The organism is Phenylobacterium montanum, assembly GCF_018135625.1.
In the GTDB taxonomy this organism is placed as follows: Bacteria; Pseudomonadota; Alphaproteobacteria; order Caulobacterales; family Caulobacteraceae; genus Poindextera; species Poindextera montana.
Genome location: NZ_CP073078.1, coordinates 2422530 through 2449209 on the forward strand (window position 1 = coordinate 2422530; position 26680 = coordinate 2449209).

At 66.0% G+C, this 26680-nt stretch carries 15 protein-coding genes and 1 pseudogene; 7 read left to right on the forward strand and 9 right to left on the reverse strand.

The features are described from left to right. Nucleotides 1-226: 226 nt before the first annotated feature. Together KCG34_RS10890 and araD1 are read left to right on the forward strand one after the other, a co-directional pair. Entirely contained in the window at nucleotides 227-970 is a 744-nt protein-coding gene (locus KCG34_RS10890) for a FadR/GntR family transcriptional regulator (protein WP_211940792.1), read from the forward strand. Nucleotides 971-1073: 103 nt separating this feature from the next. Then, entirely contained in the window at nucleotides 1074-2066 is a 993-nt protein-coding gene (gene araD1, locus KCG34_RS10895; RefSeq protein WP_211940375.1) for an AraD1 family protein, read from the forward strand. A 15-nt stretch (nucleotides 2067-2081) separates the two neighbouring features. On the opposite strand, the gene KCG34_RS10900 is transcribed toward araD1, so the two are convergent. Beyond that, nucleotides 2082-3398 (reverse strand): sugar MFS transporter, encoded by a 1317-nt coding sequence (locus KCG34_RS10900; RefSeq protein WP_211940376.1) that lies wholly within the window; start codon nucleotides 3396-3398, stop codon nucleotides 2082-2084. A 124-nt stretch (nucleotides 3399-3522) separates the two neighbouring features. On the opposite strand from KCG34_RS10900, the gene KCG34_RS10905 reads away from it, so the two are divergent. Continuing rightward, nucleotides 3523-4653, forward strand: a complete 1131-nt coding sequence (locus tag KCG34_RS10905) for an aldose epimerase family protein (RefSeq protein ID WP_211940377.1) — start codon at nucleotides 3523-3525, stop codon at nucleotides 4651-4653. Then, nucleotides 4650-6455: an IlvD/Edd family dehydratase gene (locus KCG34_RS10910; protein ID WP_211940378.1), complete on the forward strand. Its 1806-nt coding sequence runs from the start codon at nucleotides 4650-4652 to the stop codon at nucleotides 6453-6455. Before KCG34_RS10905 ends, KCG34_RS10910 begins: the two co-directional genes overlap by 4 nt. Before the next feature lie 122 nt (nucleotides 6456-6577). On the opposite strand, the gene KCG34_RS10915 is transcribed toward KCG34_RS10910, so the two are convergent. Both KCG34_RS10915 and KCG34_RS10920 read right to left on the reverse strand, forming a co-directional pair. After that, the gene (locus KCG34_RS10915; RefSeq protein WP_249138304.1) at nucleotides 6578-9103 is read right to left on the reverse strand and encodes a glycoside hydrolase family 3 C-terminal domain-containing protein; all 2526 of its coding nucleotides are present in this window, start codon (nucleotides 9101-9103) and stop codon (nucleotides 6578-6580) included. Between the two features lie 197 nt (nucleotides 9104-9300). Further along, on the reverse strand, nucleotides 9301-11226 hold the full coding sequence (locus tag KCG34_RS10920) for a sialate O-acetylesterase (protein ID WP_211940379.1): 1926 nt from the start codon (nucleotides 11224-11226) through the stop codon (nucleotides 9301-9303). 385 nt (nucleotides 11227-11611) lie between these two features. Between KCG34_RS10920 and KCG34_RS10925 the strand changes: the two genes are divergently transcribed. Further along, nucleotides 11612-14284 carry a glycoside hydrolase family 2 protein gene (locus KCG34_RS10925; RefSeq protein WP_249138305.1) on the forward strand — a complete coding sequence of 891 codons (2673 nt, stop codon included), beginning with the start codon at nucleotides 11612-11614 and terminating at the stop codon, nucleotides 14282-14284. Here the strand turns inward: KCG34_RS10925 and KCG34_RS10930 are convergent. The 3 genes and pseudogenes from KCG34_RS10930 to KCG34_RS10935 all read right to left on the reverse strand — a co-directional run bounded on the left by KCG34_RS10930 (nucleotide 14214) and on the right by KCG34_RS10935 (nucleotide 17483). Then, nucleotides 14214-15920, reverse strand: a complete 1707-nt coding sequence (locus KCG34_RS10930; RefSeq protein ID WP_256440781.1) for a glycoside hydrolase family 97 catalytic domain-containing protein — start codon at nucleotides 15918-15920, stop codon at nucleotides 14214-14216. The genes KCG34_RS10925 and KCG34_RS10930 overlap by 71 nt on opposite strands. A gap of 22 nt (nucleotides 15921-15942) precedes the next feature. Beyond that, nucleotides 15943-16197 (reverse strand): annotated as a pseudogene (locus KCG34_RS26165) (hypothetical protein); the annotation flags it as partial. Between the two features lie 155 nt (nucleotides 16198-16352). Next, entirely contained in the window at nucleotides 16353-17483 is a 1131-nt protein-coding gene (locus KCG34_RS10935; protein ID WP_211940380.1) for an SGNH/GDSL hydrolase family protein, read from the reverse strand. A 164-nt stretch (nucleotides 17484-17647) separates the two neighbouring features. On the opposite strand from KCG34_RS10935, the gene KCG34_RS10940 reads away from it, so the two are divergent. Further along, the gene (locus KCG34_RS10940; protein WP_211940795.1) at nucleotides 17648-19216 is read left to right on the forward strand and encodes an alpha-L-fucosidase; all 1569 of its coding nucleotides are present in this window, start codon (nucleotides 17648-17650) and stop codon (nucleotides 19214-19216) included. 25 nt (nucleotides 19217-19241) lie between these two features. Here the strand turns inward: KCG34_RS10940 and KCG34_RS10945 are convergent, their stop codons facing one another. Beyond that, on the reverse strand, nucleotides 19242-20819 hold the full coding sequence (locus tag KCG34_RS10945; protein WP_211940381.1) for an alpha-N-arabinofuranosidase: 1578 nt from the start codon (nucleotides 20817-20819) through the stop codon (nucleotides 19242-19244). Between the two features lie 41 nt (nucleotides 20820-20860). After that, a complete protein-coding gene (locus tag KCG34_RS10950) occupies nucleotides 20861-23299 on the reverse strand; it encodes a glycoside hydrolase family 2 TIM barrel-domain containing protein (protein ID WP_211940382.1) in 2439 nt (812 codons plus the stop codon). Nucleotides 23300-23564: 265 nt separating this feature from the next. Here KCG34_RS10950 and KCG34_RS10955 point away from each other — a divergent pair, with 265 nt between their 5' ends. After that, nucleotides 23565-25796 (forward strand): WD40/YVTN/BNR-like repeat-containing protein, encoded by a 2232-nt coding sequence (locus KCG34_RS10955; RefSeq protein ID WP_211940383.1) that lies wholly within the window; start codon nucleotides 23565-23567, stop codon nucleotides 25794-25796. 29 nt (nucleotides 25797-25825) lie between these two features. Here the strand turns inward: KCG34_RS10955 and KCG34_RS10960 are convergent, their stop codons facing one another. Beyond that, entirely contained in the window at nucleotides 25826-26587 is a 762-nt protein-coding gene (locus KCG34_RS10960; protein ID WP_211940384.1) for a FadR/GntR family transcriptional regulator, read from the reverse strand. Nucleotides 26588-26680: the final 93 nt, after the last annotated feature.

Genomic DNA, 26680 nt, shown 5'->3' on the forward strand with positions numbered 1-26680 from the left:
TACACATCGAGGTGTACGCTGTAAACACTTGCAGCAAGGGCCACAACCTTAAGGCCGCTACCGGGGAGCGGGCACAGCTGTAGATCGCGCCCCGCTGACGACAGCAACTGGCGATCAGGCATGATTCACTCTGTCGTCGACGCGCCGAATTGTCTGACTATGCTGGCCGCTATTCGGAAAGCGCGAGGCGTCGGTGGAGAAGGCGATATTGAACGACCACAAGTCATTGACCAAGCCCATCGTCAAGCGGCGCAAACCTGTGAAAGCGAGCGGCTCGGGCGAGCGGCTGCATGGCGCGATCGCCAGAACTCTGGGCGTGGCGATCGTGTCGGGCGTGTACAAGCCGGGGGAAGTGCTCGACAACGAGATTCACTCCAGCGAGCAGTTGCACGTTTCGCGCACCGCCTATCGCGAGGCGGTGCGCATGCTGGCCGCCAAGGGCCTGGTGGAGAGTCGGCCCAAGACCGGCACCAGGGTCAGCGATCAGAAGCGCTGGAGTCTGCTGGATCCGGACGTGCTCGCCTGGTTCTTCGAAAGCGGGGAGCCTAGCCCCAGCTTTCTGCGCGACATCTTCGAACTGCGCATGGTGGTGGAGCCCGCGGCCGCAGCTCTGGCCGCCGAGCGGCGCACGCCGGACGATCTCAGCCGAATGCGCCGAGCGCTGCAGGAGATGGAGCGGCACGGCCTGGCGGTCGAGGACGGTCAGGTCGCCGACCGCCATTTCCACGACGCGGTCATCGAGGCCACTTACAACGCTCCGCTGATCACCCTGGCGAGCGGTATCGGCGCGGCCGTTCGCTGGACAACCATCTTCAAGCAGCGCCGGCGCAAGCTGCCGCGCGATCCCCTCCCCGACCACTGGCGGGTGTTCGACGCCATCGCCGCCGGCGGCCCGGACGCCGCGCGCGATGCGATGCGCGACCTCATCGCCCTGGCTCAGGAGGATACCCGGTTCGGGCTCGAACGCTGATCGGAATGTCGGCAAGCTTGTTTCGTTTATTTGTATGAGTATTATCAGTCAGGAATAGGCGAAACTTGGTGATCGACGGCGGCGGAGAGCGGGAAAGACGACCATGAGCCTGCATTTGCTGCAGCTTCGCGCCGAGAGCGGCGACCGCCGCCTCGCCGTCGCGCACGATGATGGAGCCGCCAGGCTGATCGTCGGCTACGCCACCCTCTACGACTTGGCCCAGGCTGCTCTGGCGACCAACCAGCCCCTGGCTGCTCTCGCCGCCGGACACGCCAACGGGGCTGAGATCGACCTGGGGCGCGAGCTGACAGAAGGCCGGATACTGGCCCCGATCGACCATCCTGATCCGGCGCACCTGGTGCTGAGCGGCACCGGCCTGACCCATCTGGGCTCGGCCGAAGGCCGTGACAAGATGCACAAGGCCGCCGCGGGAGAGCAAGAAACGGACTCAATGCGCATGTTCCGCATGGGCCTGGAAGGCGGCAAGCCGGCCGCCGGCGAGATCGGTGTCCAGCCGGAGTGGTTCTACAAGGGCGACGGCTCGTCGATCGTCGCCCCCGAGGCGCCGCTGCGCTCCCCCGACTTCGCCCTGGACGGCAGCGAAGAGCCGGAGATCGCGGGGATCTACCTGATCGATGCGGCTGGAAAACCCGTGCGCTTGGGCTATTGCCTGGCCAACGAATTCTCCGACCACGTCACCGAGCGGGGCAACTATCTGTGGCTGGCGCACTCGAAGCTGCGTCCAGCGGCCCTGGGGCCTGAGCTGCTGACCGGCGCCCTGCCGGCGTCGGTCAAAGGGACGAGCAGCATCCGGCGCGGCGGCGAGGTGGTGTGGAGCCGCCCGTTCCGCTCGGGCGAAGCGCATATGAGCCACAGCCTGGCCAATCTCGAGCGCCACCACTTCAAATATGCTGGCTTCCGCCGCCCTGGCGATGTGCACGTCCACTTCTTCGGCACGGCCACCCTCTCGTTCGCCGACGGCGTCCGCACGGAACACGGCGACCTATTCGAGATCGAGGCCGCGCCGTTCCGCCTGCCGCTGAGAAACGCCCTGGCCAGGGCCGATGCGGTTGAGGTGAGCGTCAGGGCGCTCTGACCCCGCAGCCGCCCGTCAGGCTTCTGCGTCCAGGGCCACCTCGGCCAGGGCGTGGGTCGGCTTGGAGCCCCAGAGGGCGTAGAACAGCACGTAAAGTTCGCAAAGAGCCGTCACGACGAAAGCCGTCTGTATGCCATAGTTATCGGCGATGGCGCCCTGGATGAACACCAGCGCGCCGCCGGCGATCGACATGATCAGCAGGCCCGAGCCTTCCTCGGTCAGCGGGCCGAGGCCCCGGATGGCGAGGGCGAATATCGTGGGGAACATGATCGAATGGAACAGCCCCACCACGATCAGCGCATACATCGCCGCCGGTCCGTGGAGGATAGTGGCGGCGAGCGCTGAGAGGAGGGCGCCAAGCGCGAAGAAAGCCAGCACCCGGTCCGGCGCGAAATTGCGCATGATCCAGGCTCCGGCGAAGCGACCGACCATCATGCCGCCCCAGACGAAGGTCAGGTAGAAGGCCGCCTTCTCATGGGTGATGTTGGCGACGCTGGGCTGCGAGGCGAAGTTGATGAACAGGTTGCCCACCCCGATCTCGGCCAGCACATAAAGGAAGATCGCGCCGCAACCGAGAATAAGGTTGCGGTGGCTCCAGAGCGACAGGTTCCGGCGCTGCTCGGCGTTGGTGCGTTGGGTGGCCGCGCCCAGCGCGGGCAGGTGAGCCCGAGCGATGACCACGGCGAGCGCCGCGAGCACCAGTGCGACGATGAAATAAGGCAGCTCGGTCGCCTGCGCATCGGCCATACGTTGAGCATGGGAAAGTTGGACGCCCTCGGCGGAAGTACCCGCCGTGGTGCGGCTGAGGATCAGGTAGCGCCCGAAGACGACCGCCAGAACGTCGCCGGTCGTATTGAAGGCCTGCACCAGCGTGAGGCGCGCTTCGGAGGATTCGGGCGGGCCGATCACCGCGACATAGGGATTGGCTGCAACCTGCAAGAGTGCGATGCCGCAGGAGACGGTGAACAGCGAGACGAGCGTGACCCCATAGGAAGGCAGGCTGGCGGCAAGGATCATCCCGGCCGAACCCATCGTCATCACCGCCAGCCCGATCACCAGCGCACGCTGATAACCGATCCGTTCGATCAGCTTCGCGGCAGGAAGCGAGGCCACGAGATAGCCGACGAACCAGGTCGATTCGATCAACGTCGTCTGCGTGTAGTTCAGCTCGAACACGCTCCTGAGGTGCGGCAGCAGCGTGTTGTTGATGACCGTGATGAAGCCCCACATGAAAAACAGGCTGGCCAGCAACGCCAGCGCCGGCCGGTAGGATCGCGCAGAGCCGGGCTCGACCGGGGGCCTGGGTGATGTGCTGACGACGCTGACGGCCATGCCGTGATCCTCCCGAAGGTCCGATTTACCCTTGCGCTCTGCGTCGAAGGATCGTTATTTGTCTGAGTATAAGACCGTTCGTGGCCCGTCAATCACACTAAAACGATTACGCCGTGGAGCCGCAGTGAAAGCCCCCCACCTCTTCGCCGCCGCCATTTTCGCCGCAACCGGCGCCCATGCCGCCGAAGCCAGCCGTGAAAGCTTCGGCGCCCTGCCGGACGGTGCGGCGGTCCAGGCCGTCACCCTGAAGAACGCCCACGGCGTCTCAGTGCGCGTCATCGCCTATGGCGCGACGATCCAGTCGCTGAAACTGCCGGACCGCCGCGGCAAGATCGCCGACGTGGTGCTGGCCTATCCGGACATGACCGGCTACCTGGCCAAGCCGCAGTATTTCGGGGCCACGGTCGGCCGCTACGCCAATCGCATCGCCGGCGCAGCCTTCACGCTCGACGGCCAGCACTATGCGCTGACCCGCAACGAGGGTCAGAACAGCCTGCATGGCGGGGCCAAGGGCTTCGACAAGCAGCTCTGGACCATCACCGCGGTCCAGAGCGGTCCGGCCGCCAGCGTCACCCTGACCCGCACCAGCCCCGACGGCGAGGAAGGCTATCCGGGGACGCTGAAGGCCAGCATCACCTACGCCCTCGACGAGCAGAACCAGCTGACCACCACCTACGCCGCCACCACGGACAAGCCGACCGTGGTCAATATGGTCAATCACAGCCTGTTCAACCTGGCAGGAGCCGCCAGTGGACATGACGCGCTGGACGAGGTTCTGACCTTGGCCGCCGACGCCTACACCCCCGTGGACGCCGCCCTGATTCCCACAGGAGAACTTCGCCCGGTCGCCGGCACCCCGTTCGATTTCCGCAAGGCCCGGCGCATCGGCGAACGCATACGTGATGCAGCTGATCCGCAAATCGCCATCGGCCGCGGCTACGACCACAACTTCGTGCTGCGCGGGGGCGTCACGCCAAAGCCGCACTTCGCCGCCCGGCTCACCGATCCGGCTTCAGGCCGCACGATGGAGCTGTGGACCACCGAGCCCGGCGTCCAGGTCTATTCGGGCAACTTCCTCGACGCGACCGCAGCGGGATCAGGCCAGACCCTCTATCGCCAGGGCGACGGGATCGCGCTGGAGTTGCAGCATTTCCCCGACTCCCCGAACCATCCGGCGTTTCCGACCACACGGCTCGATCCCGGCCAGACCTATCGCCAGGTCTCCATCTATCGTTTCGGCGTCCGAGCTAAATGACCCGCAAGCCTCCACCGGCGCCCATCAAGTTGCGCTCGCGCGCCTGGTTCGACAATCCCGCCAATGTCGACATGACCGCGCTCTATCTGGAACGCTACCTCAATTTCGGCTTGACGCTGGAAGAGCTGCAGTCAGGCAAGCCGATCATCGGCATCGCCCAGACCGGATCGGACCTTTCACCCTGCAATCGTCATCACCTGGTGCTGGCTGAGCGCATCCGTGAGGGCATTCGCACCGCCGGCGGAATCGCGATCGAATTTCCCGTGCACCCCATCCAGGAGACCGGCAAACGCCCGACCGCGGGCCTGGACCGCAACCTGGCCTATCTCGGCCTCGTGGAGGTGCTCTACGGCTATCCCATAGACGGGGTGGTGCTGACCACCGGCTGCGACAAAACCACGCCGGCCTGCCTGATGGCCGCGGCCACGGTGAACATCCCCGCCATTTCGCTCTCAGTCGGCCCCATGCTGAACGGATGGTTCAAGGGCCAGCGCACTGGCTCGGGCACTATCGTCTGGAAGGCTCGGGAGTTGCTGGCCGCCGGCGAGCTCGATTATCAGGGCTTCATTCAACTCGTGTCGTCCTCAGCGCCCTCGACCGGCTTTTGCAACACCATGGGCACGGCCACGACCATGAACTCCCTGGCCGAGGCGCTGGGCATGTCGCTGCCGGGCTCGGCGGCGATTCCGGCCCCCTATCGCGACCGGCAGGAGGCCGCCTATCGTACCGGCCTTCGGATCGTCGACATGGTGCGCGAGGACCTGAAGCCGTCGGACATCCTGACTCGCGATGCTTTCCTGAACGCCATCGTGGTCACTTCCGCCATCGGCGGCTCGACCAACGCCCCGATCCACCTGACGGCCCTGGCGCGACATGCCGGGGTCGAACTCGACCTGGACGACTGGCAGACGCAGGGATTGGAGGTTCCGCTGCTGGTCAACCTGCAACCGGCCGGCGAATATCTGGGCGAGGACTTCTACCGCGCCGGCGGCGTGCCGGCGGTGGTGCGCGAACTGATGGGCCAGGGCCTGATCCGCGAACACGCGATCACCGCCAACGGACGCACCCTGGGCGACAATTGCCGCGAGGCGGCGATCCAGGACGACAAGGTGATCCGCCCTTTCGCCGAACCCATCAAGCCCCGCGCCGGCTTCATGGTCCTGCGCGGCAACCTGTTCGACAGCGCCATCATGAAGCTGAGCGTGATCTCCTCCGAATTTCGCCAGCGCTATCTTAGCAATCCGGATGATCCCGACGCGATGGAAGGCCGCGCGGTCGTGTTCGACGGGCCCGAGGACTATCACCACCGCATCGACGATCCTACGCTGGGGATCGACGAGACCTGCATCCTAGTCATGCGCGGCGCCGGCCCAGTCGGCTATCCGGGCTCCGCCGAAGTGGTCAACATGCGGCCGCCGGCCTATCTGCTGGCCAAGGGGCTTCATGCCCTGCCCTGCCTTGGGGACGGGCGCCAGTCGGGGACGTCCGGATCGCCCTCGATCCTCAACGCTGCGCCCGAGGCGGCCGCGATGGGGGTCCTGGCGCTGCTCCATACGGGGGATCGCATCCGCATCGATCTGAGACGGCGGCGGGTCGACCTGGATGTTTCAGAGGCCGTCCTGGAGCAGCGCCGCGCCGAACTTGCCAACGCCGGCGGTTATGCTTTCCCGGAAAGCCAGACCCCCTGGCAGGAGCTCCAGCGCGCCAACGTCGGCCAGCTGGATACCGGCGCCGTGCTCGAGCCAGCGGTGAAATACCAACGGATCGCCCAGACCATGGGCATTCCGCGCGACAACCATTGAGCTTTGCCTGGTGCTGCGGCCGATCCCGCCGGGCGGCAGGAGCCTCGGGCATTGCACAAACCGCTTGGAAGTCGGGAACACTATCGCTTGCCGATCCCTGGGATATCCCCTTCGCGGCGGGTTCAACGCTTCAACGCCATTCGCCCATTTATCGTCAAGGTCATCTCAACCCCTGCCGCCTCGCCCGGCTGGCCGCCACCGATGAACAGATGGTAGACGCCTGGCTCGATCGCGCGTTCGCCGTGCGCATCGACCAGGCTGAGATCGCGCGGATCGAGATCAAAACTAGCCTCATGCGATTGGCCCGCCGCTAGATGCAGGCGCTGAAAGCCGATGAGCGCGCGCTTCAAGCCGCCGGCGTCGGCCGGAGGCGTCATATAGACCTGCGCCACCTCGTCGCCGGCGCGGGCGCTGATATTAGCCACCGTCACCTTGACCCGTACCGGTTGACCCGCCTGGATCGTCTGATCCGGCGACGGTCCGCTGTAACTGAAGCGCGAATAGGATAGGCCGTAGCCGAACGGAAAAAGCGGCGTCCCGTTGAAATAGCGATAGGTGCGACCGGCCATTCGGTAGTCGATGAACGCCGGAAGATCGCGCGCTGACTGGTAGAATGTCACCGGAAGGCGCCCGGAAGGATTGTTGCGACCGCTGAGCGTCTCAGCGATCGCAGTACCGCCCGCCTCACCCGGGTACCAGGCGGTCAGAACCGCGTCGGCATGGGCCTTGGCCCAGTTCAGCGCCACCGCGCCGCCGGACATCAACACAACGATGACCGGCTTGCCGCTGGCCTTCGCCGTTTCCAGGAGCTTTTGTTGTGGCGCGGGCAAATCGAGAGAGGTGCGGTCGCCGCCGGCGAAGCCCGGCGCGTCGAACCCCAACTCTTCGCCCTCAACATCAGGGGACAGGCCGACGAAGGCGACGATGGCGTCGGCGCCGTCTATCGCCGCCGCGGCCTCATCCAGCTGTGCACCCTGGGGCGCCATCCATTGTAGGCGAAGGCCGCTGTCAGCACCGACATGGGCGAACTCCAGGCGAAGCCTTTGTGGGCGTTTTTCGTCAAAGTGCAGAACCGCGCCCGCTTCAACCGGCTGTTCGTTGATGAACAGGCGGACCTGATCGTGGACGCAGTTCCAGCACTGATCCAGGCGGACGTTCATTCGGTAGTCGCCAGCCGCAGGCGGGATAAAATAGCCTTTCCAGCGCACACTATAAGCGGCCTTCTCAAGGCCAGCCGCCGGCGCGGCCCGGTCCAGGTCAAAGTCGAGGGTGCGGTCGACGCGAACAACCCGCGGATTTCCAGAAAAGGTGGGGTTGTCGAAATACTCGCCGACCAGGCCAGCCGCGCCGCCGGGTCCAGCGCCTGTTTGCAAAGCTGTCTCGGGAATGTTGGCGTAGGAATTCTCGGCCAATGGCGCGCCTTGAGCATAAGCCACGGTTGGGAATAGGCCGCGCAGGCCTGCTAGGGGCGTCACCGGATTGACGGCCACGCCGTGGTAATTGCCTTCCAGGACCTCGACGGCGTCCGCATCGGGGCCGATGACGGCCAGGCGGGCAGACGTCTTCAATGGCAGGACGCCGTTGTTTTTCAAAAGCACGATCGATTCCCTGGCCGCCTCCAGCGCCAGCTGAGCGGCGCGCCGGGTGTGGATCTGGTCGGCGCCGATCGCGGCGTACAGATCGACACTCCCATCCATGCCCAGGCGGCGCCTGGCGGCGAACAAGCGGCCCAGCGACAGGTCCAGGTCGGAATCATTGATCAATCCGGACTTCAAGGCTTCGTCGAGCGAGCCGTATTCCCATCCGCAATCCAGATCCGTTCCAGCGCGCAAGGCCTTCGCTGACGCCTCCGCCGTGGTGGCGGCGAAGAAATGGGCGTGGGCCATGTCATCGACCGCGCCGCAATCGGAGGCGACAAATCCGGTGAACCCCCACGCGGTGCGCAGGTGGCGTTGTAACAACATGTCGTTGCCGCAAGCCGGAGCGCCTTCGATGCTATTGTAGGCGCACATCACCGACTGGACCTTGCCCTCGACCACGGCCCGGCGGAAGGCCGGCAAATAGGTGGTCTCCAGGTCATAGGGCGAGACGTCGACGTCGAAGCCGTGGCGTCCGGACTCGGGCCCACTGTGGACAGCCAGGTGCTTGGCGGTCGCAATCGCCTTCGGATGGTCGGGATCGGAGCCCTGTATTCCACCGATGAAGGCGACAGCCAACTTACCCGTCAGGTACGGGTCTTCGCCGTAGGTTTCCTGTCCCCTCCCCCAGCGCGGGTCGCGAAAGATGTTGATGTTCGGCGCAAAGAGGTTGAGCCCCCCATAGAGCCCGTGGTCACCCTTGCCCACCGTGTTGAACTTCGCTCGGGCCTCGGTGGACACCACGTCACCGACTTGGCGCACCAGGTCGCGGTCCCAGGTCGCTGCAAGTCCTATCGCTTGGGGAAAAACTGTAGCCTGGCCATTGCGGGCGAGACCGTGCAGCCCCTCGCTCCACCAATCGTAGGCTGAAAGATTGAGGCGGGGGATCGCTGGCGCGGAATTTCGCATCTGCGAGATCTTTTCAGCCGCCGTCATAGACGAGACGGTCGGCGGCTCAGCGAAGGCAGGTGCGCATGCTGTTGCGATCAGAGCGGAGATCAGAATTCGCAAGATTGGCCTCGGGGGAAGGTTAGAGAGAGTGGACCGCCACGGTGCGGCCAAGGAAGCTCGAGGCCCGATCCATCCGGCCTGACCTGGGCCGGCGGCAGGGGCTATCCTGCCGCCGTTGGACTGACGGCACCATCCGGTAGCTTCCGAGGGGGCGCGGGCCCTACGCAATTGCATGGTGATGATCCCTCGGCGCGGTGCTAAGTGATCGCGATCTCGAATGGCCCAGCCGGAAGCCCGGCTCCCTCGTAGAGGGTGCAGACGGGACCGTCGCCCCAACAATACCGCACGCGCTTTGGCTCTAGGCCCTCGGGCGCTGCGAGCAGGACCGCGTCGCCGTCGATGTGCGCCTCGACAAAGCGACAGGAGGCTTGATCCTGACCGCACAGCTCGAAGCCATGGGGGGCGCCGCTGTAGGAGACCAGTCCGTGTTCGTCGCCCTTGAACGTCACTCGGACCTCTGCGCCTTCGCGCCGGGCAGAGATGGGCTGCGGGCCCGAAGGGGAGATTGCTTCTCCGTAGATCAGGCTGCGTGCGGCCCGCGACAGTCGCTTTCCGACCTCCTGCTTGTTCGGCGGATGCAGTTCGTCGTTCATGCCGACGTCGATGGCGACGGCGAGCGCCGCCCGAGGATCGGCGGCGACCGCACGGCGCTGGGCCTCGCGAACATCCGCCCAGTTCGAAGCGGCCGGCTGGGTCGGGGCCGGGCCGAAGTTCGGCAGCTGGACGATCAGGAACGGGAGGTCGGAGCCGAACCGGCGGCGCCAGTCGCCCATCAGATTAGTCAGCAACCCCTGATAGGTCCCGGGCGCATCGGCGTTCGCCTCGCCCTGATACCAAAGCACACCTTTCAAACCGAAGGACCCTAGCGGGGCGATCATGGCGTTGTAGGTTGCGCTCGGTCCTACGATCGGGCTCCAGGACGGACTGGGCGGGGCGCCGTAGGTCTCGGGGACGAATTTCCAGATCCACTGGCCGCCGAGCGACATGGACCCGCCGTCCTTGAAGCGCAGCACCATCTTTTCAGTCGGCCCCTGCAATCCGGGCCCGCCCCAACCGGCCGAGAGTACATTCACTACGATCACGTTTTTGCCGGCGTGCAGGACGCGCGGCGCAATGGCGTACGTGCGATCGGCGCCCCAGCCGAACGACGCGCCGACCGCCTTTCCGTTAACCCAGGTGAAATCCTCCTCCTGGATGGCGCCGAGTGAGAGGTCTGCCGGCAGGGCGGCCTGAGCGGCCGTGAGCGTCACCTCGCGGCGAAACCACAGCATGCCGTTGTGGTTGGCGAGTTCCGGCTCGCCCCAGGCCTTCCAGTCTCGCAAGGGTTCGGGCGCGGGGCGCCAGTCGCGCAGGTCCGTCTCCGGCCGCCAGGGCATGGAAGCGACGCCGGCGCGCGCCGTCCACCAAGCCTGCCAGTTCTTCGCCTGAGCCTCCACGCCTGAGGCAGGATCTCGCGCATAGATCGAGAGCGTGCCCAACGTGTCGTGGAAGCCGCCGGCCCGTTCCAACCCGTCTTCGCCCATCCATGTCTCGATGCGCGATCCGCCCCATGAGGCGTGGATCAGGCCGATCGGCGCCTTGACCGTCTGCTCGAGGTCGCGGGCGAAATACCAACAGGCCGCCGAGAAGTCCGCGACCGTTTGCGGTGTGGCCGCGCGCCAAACCGGCCGCGTCTCGAATTCGGGGCGCGGCGCAGCCGCGGTCGCCTTGGCGACGGTGAGAAGGCGAATATTCGAATCGTCGGCGCGCGAGACCTCCCAGCCGGAATTCAACGTTCGGCTCACGGGGAGCTCCATGTTGGATTGACCAGAGCAGAGAAAGACGTCGCCCATCACGACGTCCGAGAGCGTCTCCCTGGCCACGGCCGTCACAGCCGTCAGCACGTGGGGCCCGCCTGCGGGTAGCGCGGGAAGCGTCGCATGCCAGGCGCCCGAAGCATCGGCAGTGGCCGTCGTCGCCTTGTCGTCGATGCCAACGGAAACCGTCTGGCCGGGACCGGCCTGCCCAAACACGGCGATGGGCCGGTCGCGCTGCAGCACGACATGGTCCTGGAACACCGAGGCCAGCAACGGAGCAGCGTCCTTCGCCCGCGCCGCCGAGGACCCAAACGCGGTCAGGCCCAACGATATCGCCACGACGAAGAGTGGCTTTGCCAATAGCATCTACGGTCCTCCCTCGCGCCGCCATTCACCCGGGTGGGACAGCGGAGCCTCGCCTCGCGCGGCTGGTCGCCCCCGCGCCACCGCCCGCGGCTTGGCGTTTTGTGACCGGTACCATAGTTTTCACATACAGCGAGAGGATGCGCAGAAAAATTTTCGCGGGCGGCCCGCGAACCCCAGCAAAGACGCGATCCCAAGCGTGACAATTATAAATGGGAGCGGTACCAGTTTCGTGCAGAGAGGAATAGGCGATGCTCCTGGTCCAGGCCCGAACGACTGCCGTCACCGTTTTCGTGGCCGTTCCGACGAATGACGACCTGCTCGCCCGTGATGGGCATAGGTGTGGTCAATGATCGGTTCGCAGCGGGATGGCGAATCGCGTCGCGAAAGCAAGACGCTTCGGAAGCGTGCATGGGCGATCGCGGCCATCGCCATCGCCTTGTCGGCGCTGTCGGCCATGCCAGCCTCGGCGCAAGGATCTGCGCAAAGGGCCGTCGAGGCCGTCGCGGGCGCCGGGCGCGTTCGCCTGAACTTCAACGCCGACTGGCGATTCAGGCTCGGCGACGTCAGGGGCGCGCAGCAGCCAAGCTTCGAGGACGCCGGCTGGGACCGGATCGGTCTGCCGCACAGCTTCAGCATCCCCTACTTCCAGTCGCCAGACTTCTATGCCGGCCCGGGCTGGTACCGGAAAATCTTCGACCTGCCGCGCCTTCCCCATGGCCGGCGGCTGTCGCTTGAGTTCGAAGGCGCTTTCCAGAAGGCCGAGGTGTTTGTGAACGGCGTCGCGGTGGGCTCGCACAGGGGCGGCTACACTGGCTTTCCGGTGGACATCACGGCGGCCGTGAAGCCTGGCCGCAACGTCGTCGCTGTGCGGGTGGACAATCAATGGGACCCAACGCTCGCGCCCCGGGCAGGCGAACATGTGTTCAGTGGCGGGCTCTATCGCGACGTCTGGCTCGTGGCCAACGACGCGGTGCATGTTCCGTGGACCGGCACGCGTATCACCACCCCGCAACTGACGGCGGCGTCTGGCCTGGTCGCGGCCGAAACCGAGGTCCGCAACGACGCTCCCGAACCAGCGCACGTCAGGGTGCGGACCAGGATTGTCGATTGCGTTGGCCATGCGGTAGCGACGCTCCCGGATCGCGTGGTCATAGCGCCCGCGAACGCGACCGTCATAGCCGAACAGCTTTCCGGGCCCATCAAGCGCCCCAAGCTGTGGAGTCCGGAAACGCCGAATCTCTATCACGCAGAGACCCGTCTGATGGTGTCGGGGAGGATCAGGGATGTGTTCCAGACCGAGTTCGGCTTCCGGTGGTTTTCCTGGACCGCCGACCGCGGCTTCTTCCTGAATGGCGAGCATCGTTACTTTCGCGGGGCCAATGTGCACCAGGACCAGGCCGGCTGGGGCGACGCCGTCACCAACGGCGCCATCGACCGGGATGTCCAGTTGATGAAGGACGCTGGCTTCGACTTCATTCGCGGCTCGCACTATCCCCACGATCCCCACTTCGCCGAAGCCACCGATCACATCGGCCTGCTCTTCTTGTCGGAGGCGCCGTTCTGGGGCACGGGCGGCTTCAAGAGCGACTGGGGCGGGTCCGCCTATCCGACCGATCCAAAAGACCGCGCCGCCTTCGACCAGAGCGTCAAACAGCAGTTGGCCGAAATGATCCGGATCAACCGCAATCATCCTTCCATCGTGCTCTGGGGCATGGACAACGAAGTCTTCTTCTCCGCCCCCGAGACCATGCCGGACGTGCGGCGGCTGCTGGCCGAGGAGGTCGCCCTGGCGCACAAGCTTGATCCCACCCGGCCCGCCGCCGTCGACGGCGCCCAGCGCGGCGAGATCGACCATATCGGCGATGTCGCCGGGTACAACGGCGACGGTGCGGTGCTATTTCCGAACCCGGGCGTTGCGAACTTTGTGGCCGAATACGACTCGACCATGACGAACCGGCCAGGCGAGTATGAGCCGGGCTGGGGTGACCTCGTGCACACGCCGGGCGCGGATCCGGCACGACCTTACTCCTGGCGGTTCCCCTGGCGATCGGGTGAGGTGATCTGGTCCGGCTTCGACCATGGCTCGATCGCCGGCAGGCGGTTCGCCTCGATGGGGATCGTCGACTATTCGCGGCTGCCGAAGCGGGCCTGGTACTGGTATCGCAACGCCTATCGTGGGGTCGCCCCGCCGGGGTGGCCGCAGCCGGGAAAGGCCGCCGCCCTGAATCTCGCGGCCAGCGCCCCGGTCCTGACGCACGCGGATGGAACCGACGATGTGCAACTCGTCGTCACGGTCGTGGACGCTCAGGGCCAGCCACTGTCAAACAGCCCCCCCGTCCATCTTGCCATCGAGGCCGGCCCCGGCGAGCTGCCGACCGGTCGCGCTATAGATTTCACGCCGGACGGTGATATCCCGATCCGCGACGGGAAGGCGGCGATCGCCATGCGCAGCTGGCAGGCGGGCGTCAGCCGGATCCGGGCCACTTCGCCCGGCCTCGAGGACGCCGTGCTCTCTCTTCGCACGACCGACGGCCCCCCCTTCGTCCCCGGCGCAACCCCGCTCGCGGGCGATCGCCCCTATACGCCGACGGACCACGTCTCAGCGGAGCGACCGGAAGAGACGTTCGGCCTCCACAACCCGACCGCCGCCAGTTCGAGCGCCCCCGGCCATCCCTCGAGCCTCGCAAACGACAATGATGACAAGACCGCATGGCTCGCCGCCGCAGGTGATCCCTCACCGTCGCTTACGGTCGATCCGGAGCGGATCGTGCAATATCGCCGTATCCGCCTCATCTTCCCGCAGGCGGCCGGCTACGGCGTGAAGGCTGAGGTCAAAGGCCTGGACGGACGCTGGCGCACCTTGGCCGAGCAGCCCCTGGGCGGCGAGGCGCGACGCGAGCTCGAAATCACGACGGCGCGGCTCATCGGCGGACCTGTGCGGCTGACCATCAGGGCGCCCGAGAACGCGCCCGCCGGCATGGCCGAGGTCCGTCTCGTCGGCGTGCTCCAGGATCATTGATCCGCTCTGGCTCGCGCGGGCTTCCGCCGCTGCTCCCCGAACGGAGCTGGCGGCCGGATCCCCCTTCCCTCGCATAGGCCGGCTGGTTGAGCCCTCCCTGCCGGCCCATCGGCGTGAACACGATGACGCCGCCCCCCGCAGCCTTCATGGCCAGCGGCAGGTGATCGGAAGCGGTCACGGCCTTCAGCTTAGTATCGACACTGTCCGGATCGGCGCCGTCGGCCCATAGCCGGGCGGAATGCTGGCCCTGGCCGAGGAAGGAGAGCGGGATATCGACCGTGCGCCCATCCTCGTTTGCCATCGCGCCGACATACCAGACATCCCCCTTGCGCCGGTCCAGGGCGACATAGGTTTCCGGCGTGGCGCCGATGAACCGCGTCTCTTCCCACGCCGTCGGCACGATTTTGAGGAAGTCGAAGCCGGGCGCGCCCGCATAGGCGTCCGGGTTGTCGGCCATCATCTGCAGCGGGCTGTCGTAGACGACATACTTGGCCAGGGCTTGGCCGCGTGTCGTCTGCGTCATCGGCATGACCTCGTGAACGGCGAAGGTCTCGGGCGTGCTATTGCGAAAGCCCCCCGGCGTATAGTCCATGGGGCCCAGCAACATCCGCGTATAGGCCAGCCGCACATTGTGCCCCGGCGTCACGAGCCACGAAAACTTGTTGTATTCGGCGCCGAGAACGCCGTCTTGCGTGATGAAATTCGCGTAGGTGCGCGCGAGCCCCCCAGGCGGATAGGCGGCGTGCAGATCTAACAGCAGATGCCGCTTGGCCGTTTCTCGCGCCATGTCATGGTGGAAATTCACTATCTCCTGGTCGTCTCGCATCGTGAAGTCGACCGTGACGCCCTTGATCCCCCAGCGCTGCTGGGTGTCGAGCACCTCGACCATGCGCGGTTGGACGTGGCGCCAGTGAGCCCACAGGACCAGGCCGACATGCCGGTCAGCCGCATATTTCACCAGCGCCGGCATGTCGATCGCCGGGTCAGCCCGAGTGATGTCGGTCTTGGGACCGGCGTCGCTGCAGGGCGTGGAGCCATGGGCCCAGCCAGCGTCGATCAGGACGTACGGGAAGCCGAAAGCCGCGGCAAAGTCGAAGAAGCGCTCGTAGCCTTCCAAGCTGGGCTTTTCGCCCGCCGTCGGCCCCGACCACCAGTCCCAGGCCACTTTTCCGGGTTTGACCCAGGAGAATTCGCCCTGCGGCGGCGTGGACAGGTCGCCGATCAATGGCGAGGGAATGAGGTCCCCTGCCCGGTCGCCCATCATGATCTCGCGCCAGGGGCTGGTTAGCCCGTCGCGGGCGCCGACCGCCACAACTGCAGTCGCGGGCAGAGGCCTCCCTCGCAGGTCGAATCCAGACGCGACCGGTTCGAGGCCGCCCGCATAGCCAGGCAGGTTCGACTGCGCGATTGCGAAATGAGTGCGGCCGCTGGCCGAGGCGCACGCCGCGGGCAGGTCGTAGAGCTTGTCAGCCTTGAGCTCGGAGATTTTCAGCTCGCTCCACATGACCTCATGGAGCCATTGAACTCGCTGATCTCGCATGGCGCCTGGTTGGGAAACAGCAAGCCGATCGCCTCCCGCCTGACAGCATAGGCGGGCCGCCTGGCAGGACATAGCGGAAGGCGACGCCGTCATCATAGACCCTGGCCCCGATGGAGAGTGTGCGGCGGAGGCCTGAGGTCTCGCGATAGGTCACGGCGACGGCGTTGTAGGCGTCCAGCGCCCGGTCGGCCTTGGTGGCGATCAGCGGCAAGGCCGGCCGGCGTCTCTCCGTGCGGATCTCGCCCCGGGACAGCGCGCCGAAGGGGCGGCCTGGGACAGCACCAAGCCGAGCGGCGATGGGGCGATGATTTCCTCGCCCTTTCAATAGACCGAGTAGGACGCGCCATCCTCCGATAATTTGAATTCGATACACTTGTCCGGCGAGCTGACGGCTAGGGCCGAGACGGCCGCGCGCGAGAATAAACAGGCCCTGGATCGTCCTTATACAGATTTATCGGGTCGGCCGGACGACGGCCGGGTTGGCTTGCGGGGTCGTCTTCCGAACGAGCCCCAATGAAAATTTGCTGGTCAGCGCCCAGCAGCGGCCCACACCTCCGGATGGGCATCGACATAGGCGGATATTGCGTTGGAGATGACGGCGTCGTCCGCCGTTGACGGATGGTATTGGCAGGCGCTCAGCGACAGGCCGCTGACGGGGACCAGGGCGATGCTGCGCTCGCCGCCACGCCTCAGGCGCTCAACCACGCGGCTCACCTCGCTCCGGATCTCTCCGTCCGCCAAATCGGTCGCCCAGAGGACGAAATAGGCCCTGGGATATCGCACCCGCAGGCTTTCCACGAAACCGGCATAACTCGTCTCGTAATCGGCGCGGAGTTGATTGCGGTCAGCCCACTTCTCCCCCGCATGGAGCGGGGTGCTGAAATCGTTGGTCCCGAGCGCGATCACCACGAGCTGTGGACGCCAGGCCGGATCGGCCCATCGCGCCTTGCTGTCGAACAGCGTGAAAGGATAGGCCTGCGGCAGGGTATCGGCGGCGAACCCATTATAGTTGCGCACGATCCCGCGCCCGGAGATGGCGTTCACCTGATAGTCGGCGCCGTAGCGGCTCGCGATGCGTGGCGCGATCCCCTGCGAGGTGTCAGTGGTGCTCCAAACCTGGTCGGGGCCGCAGTCCCGCCTGGAGGCGGTGTTCCCGTAGCCCACTGTGTGGGAATCGCCGATGAATTCGACCTGTCGGGTCGCCTGGCGCAAAGGCGATGGCTTTGTCCCGGCCTCGGCCCAGAAGCCGCCGAACTCGGTCGGCCCCGCCTGGCTCTCGCTCACCACCTGCGCACGCACCCTGTGGCGGCCCGGCGCAAAGCCCTGGACGCGGTAGGTTCCCGGGTGCGGCCTGGTCAGCAGAACCGACGCCTCGCCGTCCACCGTGATCCGGAGATTCACCTCGCCGGCCCCCACGCGCAGGTCCACTGCGGCGCCGTCGAAACCGGTCTCGAAATAGGTGCCGGGCCACTGGCGGACCCAGGTCGAAGGGCCCCGCCGGAGCGCCCGCCCCATCACATGGACCGGCAAAGGCGCCGTTTGCGGGGCCTCATCAGCCAGGGCGCCGACCTCGATCGCGGCTCGGGCCTCGCCAGCGGAAGCGAGCAGCCCGAGGCTCAACGCCATCCCGAAAATGCGCTCGGCGCGCTCCGCGGTCACGAACCTGAACATGCTTTGCCGCCACCCCCGCCGTCGTTTTGGTAGCGCTATCATTTTTCATCTGACTGAGCTATGCAAGGCGCAAAGTCTCTGGGAGGAGATCACTCTTGAACCTGTCACGCCGTAGCCTCATCGCCGCAACAACCGCCGGACTGGCTGCACCGATGCTGCCTGCATCGGGCGGCGCAGAGCCGGTCGGGCCCTTCCGGGCCGACTGGCATTCGCTCGCGGACAGCTACCGCATTCCGCAATGGTTCGGCGACGCCAAGTTCGGCATCTGGGCTCACTGGAGCGCCCAGTGCGTGCCGGAACGCGGCGACTGGTATGCCCGGCAGATGTATATGCAGGGCAACGAGATCTACGAGGAGCACGTCAAGCGCTACGGCCATCCCAGCCAGTTCGGCTTTATGCAGTTCGACAATATGTGGAAGGTCGACGAGTGGGATCCGGATCGACTGATGAGGCTCTACAAAGCGGCGGGCGCGAAATACTTTGTGTCCCTCGCCTGCCACCACGACAATTTCGACACCTTCAACTCAACTCACCATCGCTGGAATGCGGTGAACTTCGGTCCCAAGCGCGACATCGTTGGCGAGTGGGCCAAGGCGGCGCGCCGCCACGGGCTGCGTTTCGGCGTCTCCAACCACGCCTCGCACGCCTGGCATTGGCTGCAGGTCGCCTATGGCTACGACGCCGTCGGGCCGATGAAAGGCGTTCGCTATGACGCCTACCGGCTGCGCAGGCAGGACGGCGCCGGGCAATGGTGGGCGGGTCTGGACCCGCAGGAGCTCTATACCGGCCCCAGCATGGTGATCCCGGACGGCGTCGACACCATCGAGGCGATGAACGCCTGGCACGGCGCCCATGACGGCCAGTGGATCGAGACTCCGCCGCCTCAGAACCCCGCTTTCGTCAAGAACTGGCTGGCCCGGTGCAATCAGCTGACCGACCGCTACCAGCCCGACTATGTCTATTTCGACGACACCGGACTGCCGCTCGGCCAGGCCGGTCTGGACGCGGTGGCCCACTACTACAACGCGGACTGGAAGCGCCGCGCCGGAGCCATGGAGGCGGTGGTCACCGGCAAGCAACTCGATCCGCTGCAGCTCAAGGGAATCGTCCAGGACGTGGAACGCGGCTTCGCCGACGACCTCAAGCCGCAGCCCTGGCAGACCTGCACCTGCATCGGCAGCTGGCACTATGACCGGCGTATTTTCGAGCGGCACGGCTATGTGCCGGCCAAGGCCGTCATCCAGCGGCTGTGCGATACGGTCTCAAAGAACGGCAACCTGCTGCTCAGCATCCCTGTGCGGGGCAATGGCGCGATCGACGAGGATGAGCGTAAGATCCTGGAGGACCTGGCCGCCTGGATGGCCGTCAACGGCGAGGCGATCTTCGCCACACGCCCCTGGCGCGTCTATGGCGACGGTCCGACCAAGGTGTCCGGCGGCAGCTTCGGCGAACAGGGATTCAAGGGCTTCACCGCCGCCGATGTCCGGTACACGACCAAGGGCCAGACGCTCTACGCCCACGTCCTGGACCAGCCCCGGGAGAGCGTGGTCCTGGCCGCCCTGGCCGATGGAGCACGTGGCCAGGTTCAGCGGATCGAACTACTCGGCCAGGCCGGGCCGCTCGATTACCAGCGCGGGCCCCAGGGCCTGACCGTGCGCTTGCCTCAGAGCCGGCCGACCTTCACGCCGACCCTGAAGATCCTCGGCGAGGGCCTGGTGTGACCAGGCCCATCGCAAGGCAAGGCCGCTAGCGCAGATCCAGCACAACCACCGACTTGGCCGGCAGGTCGACCATCAGGACGTCGCCGGCCAGCCTTGCGGCCTTGAACGGCTGCGGGCGCACCCGGTCAGGCCGACCAAAGGTGTTGGCGGCGTCCATCTGCGGCGCGGTCAGGACGCGCCCGTCGAGCTGGCGGCCGAAAGCGCCTTCCAGCCGCACCTCGGCATGGACAGCGCTTTCCGGGTTTGGATTGACCAGGGCCAGATGGATGGAGCCGTCTGGACTGCGCCCAGCGGAAGCGTCGACCCCCGGCACGCTGATCCCGCCGTGGACGTAGGGCGGCGACTGAATTTCGACCGGCAGTTCGGCCGCATCCTGGAACGGCCGATAGAGGTCGAAGACATGATAGCTGGGCGTCAGCACCATCTGGTCGCCCTTGGTCAGGATCATGGCCTGCAGGACGTTCACCGTCTGGGCGATTTCCGCCATCCGCACGCGGTCGGCGTGGCGATGGAAGATGTTCAGGGTCAGAGCCGCGGTGACGGCGTCGCGCAGGGTGTTCTGCTGTTGCAGGAAGGCGGGGTTGGTCCCGGGTTCCGGGTCGTACCAATTGCCCCATTCGTCGACCACCAGAGCGACGCGCTTTTCGGGGTCGTATCGGTCCATGACCGCGCTGTGACGCGTGATGAAGTCATCCATCCTCAGCGCATGGGCGATGGTCGAGATCCAGGCCGTCTCGTCGAAGCCCGTGGCCGATCCCTTATGCTCCCAGCTGTCGCTGGGGATCGTGTAGTAGTGAAGGGTGTAACCGTCGATCTGCTTGCCCGCGCTGGCCATGACGGTTTCGGTCCAATGAAGGTCGTCCGGTTGGCCGCCGCTGGCGATGATCTTCGCCTTGTCGTCATCGGGCATGCGCAGAAACATCGCCCTCTGGCGAACCTGGTCGGCATAATATTCCGGACGCATGTTCCCGCCGCAGCCCCAGGGCTCGTTGCCGATGGCGAACCAGGCCAGGGGCCAGGGACCCCTGCGGCCGTTGGCTCGGCGCTGCTCGGCCAAGGTCGAACGGCTCGGTGAGGTGATGTACTCGACTTCGTCGGCCATTTCGCCTGGCGCGCCTGTGCCCAGGTTGCCGTTCACGTAGACCTGGGCGCCGATCATCTGGGCGAGGTCCATGAATTCGTGCAGGCCGACCGCATTCGGCTCCTCGACCAAGCCCCAGCCGTTCAGCGTCACCGGCCGCTTGTCGCGCGGGCCAATCCCGTCACGCCAATGATAGCTGTCCGCGAAACAGCCGCCAGGCCAGCGCAGCACAGGGACATTGAGGGCTTTCAGCGCCGCCACCACATCGTTGCGAAAGCCGCGGGTGTTGGGGATCTTCGAATCCGGCCCAACCCAGAGGCCGCCATAGACCCCATCACCCAGGTGTTCGGAGAACTGTCCGTAGATGTCGCGGGCGATCTTTGGGCCCGGACGGTCCGCGTGCAGCACCAGACTGGCTTGGGCCGGCGCCGCCTCCACAGCGTGGGCCGGCGCCGATGCCGCCCCGACCATCGTCGCCACCGCGCAGGCGGCCAGCCAGGCGCGGAATCGAACCGACCGCATCGATGGCCGCAAAATGGAATTCATGTCGTCTATCCTTTGACTTAGCGATCTTCTGCGGGCGGGGGCGGGTCGGCCTCGATCGCCAGCGTGGCTGGGGGAAGACCGGCGCCAGTCACCTCGACCTGGACGGCGCCCGGCTTGTCGCCCGCACGAACGACGGCGACGGCGCGGCCGTGATAGGTGGATCGCTTGCCGCTCTGAAAGCTCTCGAGGGCGACGGGGTCGCCATTCCCGACCCCGGCGAGCACACCTGCGCCAAGCACCTTGAAACTCAGCCCGACATCGTTCTTGCGCGCCCAGACCGGACGCCCCTGGGCGTCGACGAGTTCCGCCGTCACATAGGCGAGATCCTCGCCATCGGCCTTGATCCTCGGCCGATCGACCGCCAGGCGGACGGCGGACAGGGCGCCGGCGGTCTGCAGCACCCACTGCGACGCCGGCTTACCGTTCACATAGCCGACCGCCTTCAGTTCGCCGGGCTCGAACCGGGCCCAGAAGGTCGCCTTGTATTCGGTCGCCTTGGAGGTGGGCTTGCGTCCGAGGCTTCGGCCGTTGACAAAGAGTTCGACCTCCTCGTTCTCCGAAAACACCGCCACCTTGTGCGGCATGTAGTCGGCCGGCAGCCCGAAGCCCTCCCATGCCGGAACCAGGTCGTCCTGCACCCAGTTGCGCAGGGCTGCAGGCCCACCCGACGCCTTGTCGGGCATCGAGCCCAGGGCGTCCGGCCATTCGACGAAGGCGGAGGTCGGCGTCAGATGCGTCTTCCACAACACCTGCCTGTAGTAGGCGGACGGCCTCAGATGGCCTGTCGCGTCGATCTCGCCCGACATGGCCAGCTGCCACGGATAGGGGCCGATGCCGAAATGATCGTTGAAACCGGTCCAGCCAATACTCGCCTCGCCCAGATAGTCGAAGCCGGTCCAGACGAAGTCGCCGACGACCCAGGGCATGGTCTCGACCGCGCTCCAGTAGTCGAAGGCCTGGCCTGAAAACGATTCCGAGCCGTACATCACCCGCGCGGGGGCCGTGGCATGATCCCAGGCGTAGCGCTCGGGAAAATAGTTGTAGCCGACCACGTCGAGCGCCCGGATGAAGTCGTCGGTTCCGGGCGCGAACTGGTTGACGGCCGAAGTCACCGGACGGGTCGGATCGAGCTGGTGGATCAGATCCGAGAGCGCCATGGCCGTATCGCGCCCGGATGGCTGGGACAGCTCCGGAATCTCGTTGCCGATGCTCCACATGATCACGCTGGGATGGTTGCGCCCCGCAGCAACCATGCTCCCGACGTCGCCCTTCCAGTTGTCCTTGAAGAAGCGGCCGTAGTCCTTGTCCTTCTTGCCGACCGTCCAGGCGTCGAAGGCTTCATCGATCACCAGCATGCCGAGGCGGTCGGCCGCTTCGAGCGTGGCCGCGCTCGGCGGGTTGTGCGCGCTGCGGATCGCGTTGTAACCGGCGGCCTTCATCAGTTCGAGCTTGCGCTCGTCGGCGCGCGGGAGCGAAATCCCGCCCAGCATGTAGCTGTCGCTGTGGATGGCCCCGCCTCTCAGGCGCACCTGTTCGCCATTGATCAGCAGACCGCGCTCGGCGTCGAAGCTGAGGCTGCGCACGCCAAACCGCGTGCGCCGCCGGTCGATGAGCGCGCCGTCGACGACGAGGTCTTGAACCAGTGTGTAGAGCGCTGGCGACGCTGGCGACCAAAGCGCTGGGCGGTCCAGGGTCACAGCCTGGTCGATCGCCGTGTTTGCGCCCGCCGTCAGCGTGGCGGAGGCTTGGCCACGTCCGACCTCCCGCCCCTGGCTGTCGATGACGATGCTGTCGAGCCGAACCTGTGCAGGCTCCTTGCGCGCGTTTGCGATGATGGTGCGGGCGCGGACTTCAGCTCTGGCGCTTGAGACCGAAGGTGTCGAGATCGTGGGGCCATCCGGGTCGATATGGACCCTGTCCAGGATCTCGAGCCTGGCCGGCCGGATAATGCCTGAGCCCGAGTACCACCGCGACGAGGGCTGCTCGTTGTGAACCCGGACGGCGATGGTGTTGGCGCCGGGCTTCACCTTGTCGCTGATGTCGAGGGTGAAGGCGGTATAGCCGTTCGCATGGCGGCCGACGCTGGCGCCGTTCACCCAGATCTGCGCGTCCATATAGACCGCCTCGAAGCGGAGCAGCACGGTGCGGTCACGAACGTCGCGCGGCAGGTCGACAAGGTGGCGATACCAGCCGACACCGCCATCGGTGTAGGCGACTGAGGCGCCGCCCGGCGCATCCTTGTCGAACGGATGGGCCTGTCCCGGCGGGTCCTCGATCGACCAATCGTGAGGAACGCTCACCCGCCGCCATTCATGGTCGTCGAACCCCGGGCGTTCCGCCAGCTTTGGGTCCCCCAGGAAAAATCGCCAGTCCGTGGTCAGGGCGATGGTCTTGGACGCGGCAGGAGAGGCCAAGGCGAGCGCGAGGCTCGCCAGGGCGATCGATACGGCGCGCATCCAAGCGCCAGGGCGGAAAAATGCGGATCGCCTTCTCTCGAGTTTACGCTCTCGAACTCCAGCGCGGTCGATCCTCATAAGTGTCTCGATCAATTTTATCCGATTTGTCGTACATTTCAATATCCACGGCTGGTCGCCGTAGCAAGGCATTTCGACCAATAATCCGACTAGCCCTCTTGCAACGCTTCGCGTGTTTGCTGTATTAATCATACAAAATGAACATTGCACCAAGCTGCCACAATGCGCGGGCGCCGGAGGAAACTGGATGTTCAAACCGATCGCTGGCGCGCGTCTCGCGATGTTCGCCGCAGCGTTGGTCCTGGCGGGTTCGGCCAAGGCCGACCCGGCGATCCAGGCCTACAGCTGGCGGACCGTTCCGTTCGGCGGCGGCGGGTTCGTGGATGGCTTCGTCTATCACCCCAAGGCCAAGAACGTGCTCTATGCGCGAACCGACGTCGGCGGCGCGTACCGATACGACTTCTCTGCGCGGCGTTGGATCCCGCTGCTCGACGGCCTGAGCCACAGCGACGGCGACCTCGAGGGCGCGCTCAGCATGGCCGTCGACCCTAACGCGCCAAACAAACTCTATCTGGCTTGCGGGCTCTATCTCGGCGACTGGGCCCGCAACGCGGCGGTGCTGCGCTCTGACGATCAGGGCGCAACCTGGAGCAAGACCGAACTGCCGTTCAAACTCGGAGGCAACGCCGACGGACGGGGCGCAGGCGAGCGTCTGCAAGTCGATCCGAACGCGGGCCAGACCTTGTTCCTGGGGTCGAACCAGAATGGATTGTGGAAGAGCGCCGATGGCGGCCAAAGCTTCGCCAAGGTGTCAGGCTATCCTAGCGCCGACGTCACCCTGGTGCTGATCGACCCGGCCTCGGGCGCCGCGAACGCGCCCTCCCGCACGCTCTATGTCGGCGCCGGCGACAGCTCGGGCCACCTCTACGTCAGCCACGACGGCGGCGCGAGCTTTGGGCTTGTTCCCGGCGCGCCCGCCCAGACGCCCCAGCACGCAGTGATCGGGCCGGACGGTTTCCTCTATGTCGCCTTCTCCGCCGGGGACGGCAAGGGAAAGGGCGACATCAACCCCAGCGGCATCGCCGTCGGCGGCGTCTGGAAGATGGACCTGAAGAGCGGCGCCTGGACCGAAATCAGCCCCATTCGCCCTGTGCTGGGCTCTCGCCAGTTCGGCTATTCCGGGATCGACGTTGATCCCGCGCATCCGGGCACGGTGGTCGTCTCCACCATCGACCGCTGGTGGCCCGAGCCCGACGACATTTTTCTGTCGCGCGACGGCGGCGCGCACTGGATGGGGCTAAGCTCGCAGTCGCATCACGACCTGACCCGGTTTCCGTGGCTGAGCAAGGATGGCGCGGTCAACGATCCGGGTCGTCACAAGATGGGGTCGTGGACCTCGGACGTCAAAATCAACCCGTTCAATCCGGACGAGATGATCTACGGCACCGGCGGCGGCCTGTGGATGACACGCAACCTTTCCGCCGCCGGTTCGGGCAAGCCGGTCGAATTTGACTTCGCCGACGACAATCTCGAGGAGACAGCGACCATTGCGATGGTCTCGCCGCCCGCCGGCTCGACCTTGCTCGCGGCCTTCGGCGACGTGGCCGGGGCGGCCTGGGACGACGTGACCAAGTCGCCGCCGATCGCCACGGTGTTCAAGCCCAACGAATCCAATCGGTCCGTCGATGTGGCGTGGCTCAATCCCGCCGTCGTAGCGCGCACGACCGACGGCAAGCCCTACGGCTACTACTCCGAGGACGGCGCCTTGACCTGGAAGCCCTTCCCCTCTGCTCCGCCCTACGCCCCCCAGGACGCCAAGGGCGAATGGCGCACCATGGGACCCGTGGCCGTCTCCGCTGGCGGGACCGCCTTCGTCGTGACCGTGCCGCATGACAAGGCCTACTTCTCAGCCGACAAGGGCAAGACCTGGACGCCGTCCGCCGGCTGGCCGGACGATCTCGATGGCCGCCTCGTCCCGGTCGCGGACAAGGCCGCCGATAAGGTGTTCTATGCTCACGACCGCGCCGGCGGCCGGGTGATGGCCAGCAGCGACGGCGGAGCGAGCTTCAAGCCGATCGTCACGGGACTTCCGGCTGTGGCCTACTGGGACACCGCCGAGCTCGCCACGACGCCAGGCCGCCTGCGCGACCTGTGGCTGGCGGCGCCGTTCGGTCTGTTGCATTCCGCAGGCGCCAGCAAGCCGATGGCTAACCTGCAAGGGGTGGATTCGGCCGTGTCGGTGGCCTTCGGAAAGGCGGCGCCCGGGCAGGCCTACCCGGCCGTGTTCATCGTCGGCAAGGTCAAGGGTCAGGACGGGCTCTGGCGCTCCGACGACGAGGGCAAGACCTGGGTGCGCATCAACGACGACGCCCACCAATTCGCCAGCGCCGGCCCCCTGGCGGGTGACCCGCTGGAATACGGCACAGTCTACGTCGGGGTGGGCGGTCGCGGCGTGATGATGGGCGTGAAGACCCAGTAGGCCCGGATCTGTGAGGGCCGTGTCCCAGTTCAGGAGGCCGCAGCGCTGCGGCGCCTGGTGGTTCGCGACTGATGCGCAGGTTCGCCCGCGCTTTGCGGCAACAGCGACAAGACATCCAGCATCATTCGCTGCATGCCTAAGTAGGCGCCCTCTGCGTCACCAGCGAGGATCGCTTCTGCGGTTTGCTCATGCTGCCCCAAGGTGATAGCCGGATCCTTGATCCTATACGTATGGCGCATCGACACGCGCAGCGCGGTGTTGACCAGTTCGCGCAGCTCACGAAAGAACGGATTGCCGGACGCCTCCAGCACCGCGACATGGAAGGCGACATCGGCGGCGATCCGGTCGCCGTGCCCGGTGATCGAGGTCCGCATGCCATCAATGGCTTTGGTGATCGCAGCCCGCCCGGCCGCATCGGCGCGCCGGGCCGCCATGGCAGCAGCGTGCGGCTCGAAGGCCAGCCGGGCTTCGGCGAAAGCGATCAGGAGATCGACCGAAAACTCCCGATTGAGCAGCCACCTGAGCACGTCGGGGTCCAGGAGATTCCAACGGCTCTCAGGCTCGATCACCGTGCCTTGCCGCGGCCGGGCGCTGAGCAGGCCTTTGGCTGAGAGGATCTTGACCACCTCGCGGATGATGTTGCGGCTGACGCCGAGCCGCTTGGCCAACTCGCCTTCAGTCGGGAAACCGTCGCGGAACTCGCCGGCGATGATGGAGCGACCGACGGACTCCGCCAGGTCGTAGGTCAGGCTGCCCCCGCGCCTTCCCTGCTCGAATACGTCGTCGGCCATCTTGTACGCGGTCCTGATCGATAGGCGGACATAGTGACAGGCCGACGCAGGTTCGCAAAGCGCCGCCGGCGGCCTGGCTGGACATGGCCGCGA

Coding starts and splice junctions, on each gene's coding strand:
- araD1 (WP_211940375.1), top strand. CDS start 1,074: ATGAGCCTGCATTTGCTGCAGCTTCGCGCCGAGAGCGGCGACCGCCGC.
- KCG34_RS10900 (WP_211940376.1), bottom strand. CDS start 3,398: ATGGCCGTCAGCGTCGTCAGCACATCACCCAGGCCCCCGGTCGAGCCC.
- KCG34_RS10910 (WP_211940378.1), top strand. CDS start 4,650: ATGACCCGCAAGCCTCCACCGGCGCCCATCAAGTTGCGCTCGCGCGCC.
- KCG34_RS10925 (WP_249138305.1), top strand. CDS start 11,612: ATGATCGGTTCGCAGCGGGATGGCGAATCGCGTCGCGAAAGCAAGACG.
- KCG34_RS10930 (WP_256440781.1), bottom strand. CDS start 15,920: ATGATGACGGCGTCGCCTTCCGCTATGTCCTGCCAGGCGGCCCGCCTA.
- KCG34_RS10940 (WP_211940795.1), top strand. CDS start 17,648: ATGCTGCCTGCATCGGGCGGCGCAGAGCCGGTCGGGCCCTTCCGGGCC.
- KCG34_RS10945 (WP_211940381.1), bottom strand. CDS start 20,819: ATGCGGTCGGTTCGATTCCGCGCCTGGCTGGCCGCCTGCGCGGTGGCG.
- KCG34_RS10950 (WP_211940382.1), bottom strand. CDS start 23,299: ATGCGCGCCGTATCGATCGCCCTGGCGAGCCTCGCGCTCGCCTTGGCC.
- KCG34_RS10955 (WP_211940383.1), top strand. CDS start 23,565: ATGTTCAAACCGATCGCTGGCGCGCGTCTCGCGATGTTCGCCGCAGCG.
- KCG34_RS10960 (WP_211940384.1), bottom strand. CDS start 26,587: ATGGCCGACGACGTATTCGAGCAGGGAAGGCGCGGGGGCAGCCTGACC.